This is a genomic window from Adlercreutzia sp. ZJ473, assembly GCF_013185065.1.
Lineage (GTDB): Bacteria > Actinomycetota > Coriobacteriia > Coriobacteriales > Eggerthellaceae > CAAEEV01.
Genome location: NZ_JAAVTO010000085.1, coordinates 1 through 6,145, shown reverse-complemented (window position 1 = coordinate 6,145; position 6,145 = coordinate 1). Strand labels below are relative to the sequence as shown.

Annotated in this window: 6 protein-coding genes and 1 pseudogene; 3 read left to right on the top strand and 4 right to left on the bottom strand. The window is 64.4% G+C overall.

Going from position 1 to position 6,145, the window contains the following annotated elements; translation table 11 throughout:
• Positions 1-183 precede the first annotated feature (183 nt).
• The 3 genes from HRL41_RS11390 to HRL41_RS11380 are packed head-to-tail and all read left to right on the top strand — an operon-like array spanning position 184 to position 2,943.
• On the top strand, positions 184-942 hold the full coding sequence (locus HRL41_RS11390; RefSeq protein WP_172137128.1) for a tyrosine-type recombinase/integrase: 759 nt from the start codon (positions 184-186) through the stop codon (positions 940-942).
• Positions 939-1,937 (top strand): tyrosine-type recombinase/integrase, encoded by a 999-nt coding sequence (locus HRL41_RS11385; protein WP_172137127.1) that lies wholly within the window; start codon positions 939-941, stop codon positions 1,935-1,937. The genes HRL41_RS11390 and HRL41_RS11385 overlap by 4 nt, the downstream gene beginning before the upstream one ends.
• On the top strand, positions 1,918-2,943 hold the full coding sequence (locus HRL41_RS11380) for a tyrosine-type recombinase/integrase (RefSeq protein WP_172137126.1): 1,026 nt from the start codon (positions 1,918-1,920) through the stop codon (positions 2,941-2,943). Before HRL41_RS11385 ends, HRL41_RS11380 begins: the two co-directional genes overlap by 20 nt.
• A gap of 53 nt (positions 2,944-2,996) precedes the next feature.
• Here the strand turns inward: HRL41_RS11380 and istA are convergent, their stop codons facing one another.
• From istA to HRL41_RS11360, 4 genes and pseudogenes are all read right to left on the bottom strand, one after another.
• Complete coding sequence (gene istA, locus HRL41_RS11375; RefSeq protein WP_172137125.1) at positions 2,997-4,079, bottom strand: IS21 family transposase; 1,083 nt, start codon at positions 4,077-4,079, stop codon at positions 2,997-2,999.
• A gap of 128 nt (positions 4,080-4,207) precedes the next feature.
• Positions 4,208-5,439 (bottom strand): annotated as a pseudogene (locus tag HRL41_RS11370) (IS256 family transposase).
• A 290-nt stretch (positions 5,440-5,729) separates the two neighbouring features.
• Positions 5,730-5,936 (bottom strand): hypothetical protein, encoded by a 207-nt coding sequence (locus HRL41_RS11365; RefSeq protein WP_172137124.1) that lies wholly within the window; start codon positions 5,934-5,936, stop codon positions 5,730-5,732.
• Between the two features lie 6 nt (positions 5,937-5,942).
• Positions 5,943-6,145: hypothetical protein (locus HRL41_RS11360; RefSeq protein ID WP_172137123.1), on the bottom strand; the 203-nt coding region annotated here is incomplete at its 5' end.

Sequence of the window (6,145 nt, the reverse complement as noted above, 5' to 3'; positions counted from 1 at the left end):
GCGGGGGTCGTCAAAGGGGCGGAGCCCCTTGCATGCCAATGGAGGGGCGGCTTGCCGCCGCCCCGACGGACTTTGAAAGCAGATGCGAGCGGCTTGTTGCAGGCGGAATAAATCAGCGTTTACCTAGAGGAGCACGGCATCGAGGACATCGCCGACATCGACGCCACCGCGGTGATGGGGTTCATGCAGCGCGTATCCGAGAGCGGCGTCGGCCAACAGCTCGTCTACTCGACTACGAGCAAGCTCAGGAAGCTGCTGTCGTGGCTCGAGGCGACAGGGCGCATCGAGCAGCAGGCGGTCGACATCGTACCGAAGGCGAAGGCTCCGAGGCCCGAGCCGCCCGACACCTACACCGACGAGGAGGTCGAGCTCATCGTCGGAGCCATCGACACGGCGAGCCCGACCGGCAGGCGCAACCTCGTGGCCTGCCTGCTGGCCGCCCGCCTCGGGATGCGATCATCGGACATCGTGGGCCTGCGCTTCGACAACCTGGCGTGGAAGGAGAGCTGCATATCGTTCGCGTCGGCCAAGACGGGCCAGCCTACCGTGCTGCCCCTCACGAACGAGATAGGCACCGCGATCATCGCGTACGTCAAGGAGGGGCGCCTGGAATCGGACGAGCCGTACGTGCTGGTAAGGCACAACCCTCCCTACACGAGGATGCGCCCGGCGATCGTGTACGACATCGTATCGGAGGCCATGGGCCGAGCCGGCATCGCAAGGGACGGGCGGAGACGCGGCCCGCACGCGCTCAGGGCGAGCGTCGCCACGCGCATGATGGGCAGCGGGGTGCCGCTGCCGGTGATAACCAGGGCGTTGTCCCACGGCTGCAGCGACACGAGCAAGTTCTACCTGAAGGCAGACATCGAGCAGCTCAGGAGATGCGCTTTGGACGTTTTGCCCCTGGTCAACACCTGGTGGATGACGGGAGGTGCGAGATGAGCGGCGGCATCGAGAAAGCCTCCTTCGAGGACGAAATAGCGGGCTTCCTGAAGTTCAAGCGCGACATGGGGTTCAAGTACGTCAAGGAGGAAGGGCTGCTCCGCCTCTTCTCCCTATTCTGCAGCGACAGGGGCTGGGACGGGCCCGACCTCACTGAGGAGATCGTGGAGGCGTGGTGCGCGAAGCGGCCGCACGAGCCCGAGCGCGGCGGCGGCGGCCGCACGTCGCGCGTGACGCTGATCCGGCAGTTCGGCCTGTACCTGAGCGCCCTCGGCCGCAACGTCCACTTCCCGATGAACGTGGCGCACAACATGAGCAGGCGCTCGCGATTCGTCGCGTATGTGTTCACCCGAGACGAGATGAGCAGGATATTCGAAGCTTCCGACCGCATCTGCCCGCACCGTTGCTCGACCATGCACCTGGTGCTGCCGACGCTGCTCAGGCTGCTCTACAGCTCCGGGACGAGGATAAGCGAGACGCTGTCGGTCAAGATGAAAGACGTCGACCTCGAGAACGGCGCCGTGCGCATGGAGAACGCGAAAAACGGGAAGGTGCGCCTCGTCGCCCTGTCCGACACGATGGCCGACGTGCTGCGGGAGTTCTGCTCGATCCTGCACCCCGACCCCAAGCCGGGCGACTACCTGTTCTGCAACGTGGCCGGCGGGCGATACAGCAACCAGACCATATACAACCGCTTCCGATCCGTGCTGATGGACGCGGGCATCCCGCATGGAGGACGCGGCGCCGGACCCCGCGTCCACGACATCCGCCACACGTTTTCCTGCCACGTCCTCATGCGGGCGTCGGAAGCCGGGGAGGACGTCATGGCGCTCCTCCCCGTGCTGTCGGAATACCTCGGCCACGAGTCGGCGCGCGAGACGGGCGTCTACCTCAGGATGACGGCCGAGGTCTACCCTGACGTGATGGAGCTGGTCGAGCGCGCGTGCTCGCGCGTCATCCCGGAGGTGAGCGGCGATGAGCAAAGCGCCTACTGACTTCGCGAGGCACCTCACCGGCTACTTCATCGGCCATCTCGCGGGGTCCCTGGACTTGAGCGAGCACACCATATCCTCGAGACGAACGTCCTTCTCCCTTCTCATCGGGTACTGCAGCGACGTCGAGGGCATCCGCTCGTCGTCGCTGGCGATTCGCGACATCGACCGCCCGCTCTTGGAGCGATTCCTCGACTGGCTCGAGGACGAACGCGGCAACTCCCCCTCGACCCGCAACGTCAGGCTCGACGCCGTAAAGACGTTCTTCGCCTACGTGCAGGTCGTCGCACCGGAGCACATGCTGCAATGCCAGCAGATAGCGGCGATCCCGAGGAAGAGGGAGCCGAAGACGTGCGTCAAATGGCTGACGCTCGATGCCGTGCAGGCGCTCCTGGACGGCATCGACAGCAGCCGCTACCAGGGCCTGCGGGACCTCGCGCTCCTGTCCCTGCTCTACGATAGCGGCGCCAGGGTGTCGGAGCTCGCCGAAGCGAAGGCCGGGGACCTTCGGACGGACGAGCCTGCGCGTATCCGGTTGTTCGGAAAGGGGGCGAAGGAAAGGTTCGTGCCGCTCATGGGCGACACGGTCGACGTTCTCCGATCCTATCTGCGGCACCGCGCCGAGCGAAAGCGGTTTGCGGCGGAGGACCCTTTGTTTGTCAACCGGGGCGGGGACAAGCTGACCCGCGGGGGAATCAGGTACGTCCTGCAGAAGCACTGGGCTGCAGTTCCCCCGGACATACGCGATGCGGGCATGCTGGAAATCACCCCGCATACTCTGCGTCATTCGAAAGCCGTCCATCTGCTGCAGGCCGACGTGCCGCTGATATACATACGCGATTTCCTCGGCCATTCCGAACTGTCGACCACGGAGATCTACGCTCAATGCGATTCGGGCGCTATCAGAAAAGCTATCGAGAGGAGCAACGGCGTGACCATGGACATCGAAGAGCCTATATGGGAACGCGATGCGAGCATTATGCGTTGGCTCGAATCATTGTCCGAGTAAGGCAAATGGGCAGTTGGGCGAAAGGTCGAGGAGTCGGACGTGCGCAATCATGATTAGCTTCGCATTTGCCCCAGCTGCCCATTCCACGTCAAATGAGAAGAAGTGCATTTGACGTGGTAGTCGGGCGCGACCTTGGCGCTTCTCCACTCGCACATCTCGTAGCGTTCGGCGGGAAGCGGCTCAAGGTGCATGCATTCCTCTTCCTTAAAGACCGACTCGCGCGAGCCGTCCTTCGCAGAAAACGGGCGGGAGTTGAGCCATGCGGTTCTCTCCGCGCAGAACTCGTTGAACTCGCCTATAGTGTAGAATGTCATCTCGACGGCAGGGCCGATTATCCATTGCTCGACCAGGTCCACGCACGATTCCGCAACGCTCTTGTCACGCGGCTTGCGAACGCGTGCGGGCACGATGGCGGCCCCGTAGTGCTCGGCGAAGCGCTCGTACTCCCTGTTCACGAGCGTGACGCGCGGGATGTTCGTGCGGTCGGTCGCCGTGGCGGCGTTGTCGGGCACCCACATGCGCGGCACGCCGCAGAACTCCTCGAACGCGTGCATGTGTCCTTCTTGCCATGGCTTCTGCCCCATACCGCAAAAACCCTCGGCCCAGAACTTGCCGGAGAACGGCAGCGTGACGACGAGCACGTAGACCTTCGTCTTCGCACCCGTCAACTTGTCTGTCAAAGAGGCGGTGTCGCCTGCCCAGTCGATATAGCACTTGGCCCCGGCCTCGTGCACGAAGTGCCTGGTCGCATCCATCTTCTCCGCCTTCTCGGCGAACATCTCGCAGAAGGTCTGATAGGCGTAGGCGAGCCTGCCCTCAGCTGCTGCGCGCTCGCAGTACTCGATCCAGAAGAGCTTGACCGGGAGCTTCCTGCTCTTCTTCTTGCGCTCTACGAGCGCCTCCATGTCGGGCTGGAGGTACGCGTCATTCGACTTTCGCCTCTCTTTCGGGAAGAACAGCTCGTCAACGACTCCGGCATCCATCGAGCTCACCGCATCGAAGGTCAGGTCGTGCTCGCGCATCGCCTTGGCAGCTGTCGACACGTCGCGCTTGCTGACGTGCAGCGCGGCCGCTATGTCAGATTGGCTGGCCCCTCCTTTCGCGAGCATCATGAGGATCTTCTTGTTCTTAGACATAGGCATCGAGCCTCCTTCCATGAAAACGCGCCCCGGACTGGGCGCGCACCATGGAATTCTAAGCTCGGCCCTGACGGTACCAAGTGTGCTTACCCGCGGTACCAAGTTTGCTGACTGCCGGTACCAACTTATGCTGACTGTTGGTACCAGAACGGGTTACTAGCCAAATTGGCGTAGCCGGCGCCTGACCGTCGGCATGGCCGCTCCTCCAGCAGCGTCACGTCCAGGTACCTCCTCGACCCCCACTCGCTGTCGGCCACGTACTTCAGGCGGGCGGTGACGAGCATGAGCGCGCTCCTGCCGTCCGGGAAGGTGCCGACCACGCGGGTGCGCCTCCTGATCTCGCGGTTGAGCCGCTCGATGGCGTTGTCGGTGCGGATGCGCCTCCAGTGCTCCATGGGGAAGCGGGTGTAGGCCAGGGTCTCGGCATAGCCCTCGCGCACGACTTTGGCGGCCTCCTTGAGCCTCATCCCCTCCAGGTCATCCACGACCCTCAGCGCCTTCTCCTCGCTGGCCTCGAAGGACTCCTGGGCGTGGATGGCCTTGAGCTTGTCGGCCACGACCTTGCGCTTGGACTTCGGGACCTTGGCGAGCGCATTGCGGTGGAAGTGCGCCGTGCAGCGCTGGTAGGCGGCGCCCGGGAACACCTCGGCCAGCGCGCCGACCATGTCGGCGGCCTTGTCCCCGGCGAGCATCCTGACGCCCCGCAGGCCGCGGGACTTGAGCCGCGAGAGGAGTTCCCGCCAGCACTCGGCCGATTCCGCGAATCCCTCGGCGGCGCCTATGACCTCCCGGCAGCCGTCGTCGTCGGCGCCTGTGGCCACCATCACGGCCACGTTCCCGGAGGAGCCTCCCCAGGCACGCTTGAGGCAGGTGCCGTCGACGTAAACGTAGGGGTAGGCGCGCGTCAGCGGTCGGCTCCTCCAGGCCTCGACGGACCCGAGCGCCTTCTCGTTGAGGTTGGACACCGTGGCCGCGGAGACGCTCGCGCCCCGCAGGGCCTCGCTGACGTCCTCGACCTCCTGGCGGGCACGCCCGCCAGGCGCGTCTCGATCATCGCCTCCTCCGCGCTCGTCTCGCGGCGCTCGTGGCGCTCGATGATGGCGGTGGCGAACCTCATGCCCTTGAGCTTGGGCATCTTGATGGTGACCTGGCTGGAGGCGGTCGTGGGCCCCCGCTCGTAGTGACCCGCCCGGTACGCCTCGCGCTCTGCCGTCCTCTCGTAGCGGTCGGCCTTGACCAGGTCGTCCGCCTCCTCCTCGAGAAGCGCGTTCAACGTGTCCTCGACGGTCTGGCGGACGAGTTCTTTGAGCTCGCCGCGGATGGCGCCCTCGTCGAGTGCTGCGATGGGGTCGGACATGGCTCTGCCTCCTAGCAGGATTGAATTGGACACTCGAATCATACCGATGGCCGGAGCCGTGTCTTTCTTGTATCTAGGAAACTTATCAAAGTAAGCGCAACGCCCGTGAACGTTGTGTGTTTCCCGAGGTAGGCGCAACGCTTTGGGGTTGATTGCGTAGCTGGTCCTGGGCAGAGGCCATGTCAGGGGGCAGTTTAGGAGCGTTGCGGTTTGTCTGAGGGCGTGCTGGCGCAAGCCCTCTTGCGAGGACTTCAAGACTAGGCGCAACGCATCGCCTTGCTCTTTTGGCGCTACCTCAGACGGGTCAGCGGCGGCTCCCCTCGCTTGGCGCGCTCCACGTCGAGGATCTCGGGCCTGAGCGTCAGCTCGTCACGGCCGACCTCGTAGACGCCGAGGGCGTCGAGCAGGGCGTTTGCATCGTCGTCGCCGTAGACGAAGCGCAGCATCTGTATGGGCGACTTGCCGCCGAGGGAAAGCGCGCGGGTTGGAGTTGACATGGCTCATCAGCGCCGACATGTCCGCGCGGGTGAGCTCGTCGAAGGAGAACATGCCCTTCTCCAGGATCTGGCGGATCTCGGTGTGTTCTTCTCGCAACCGCCCTTCTGCTGGGACTGGCGCGGGTCGCAGTAGTACAGGTGCACCTCGAGCTCGCCGCCCGCGGCGCGCTCGCCGAGCAGCTCGCCTATGCCGGCCTCGTCGGCGAACT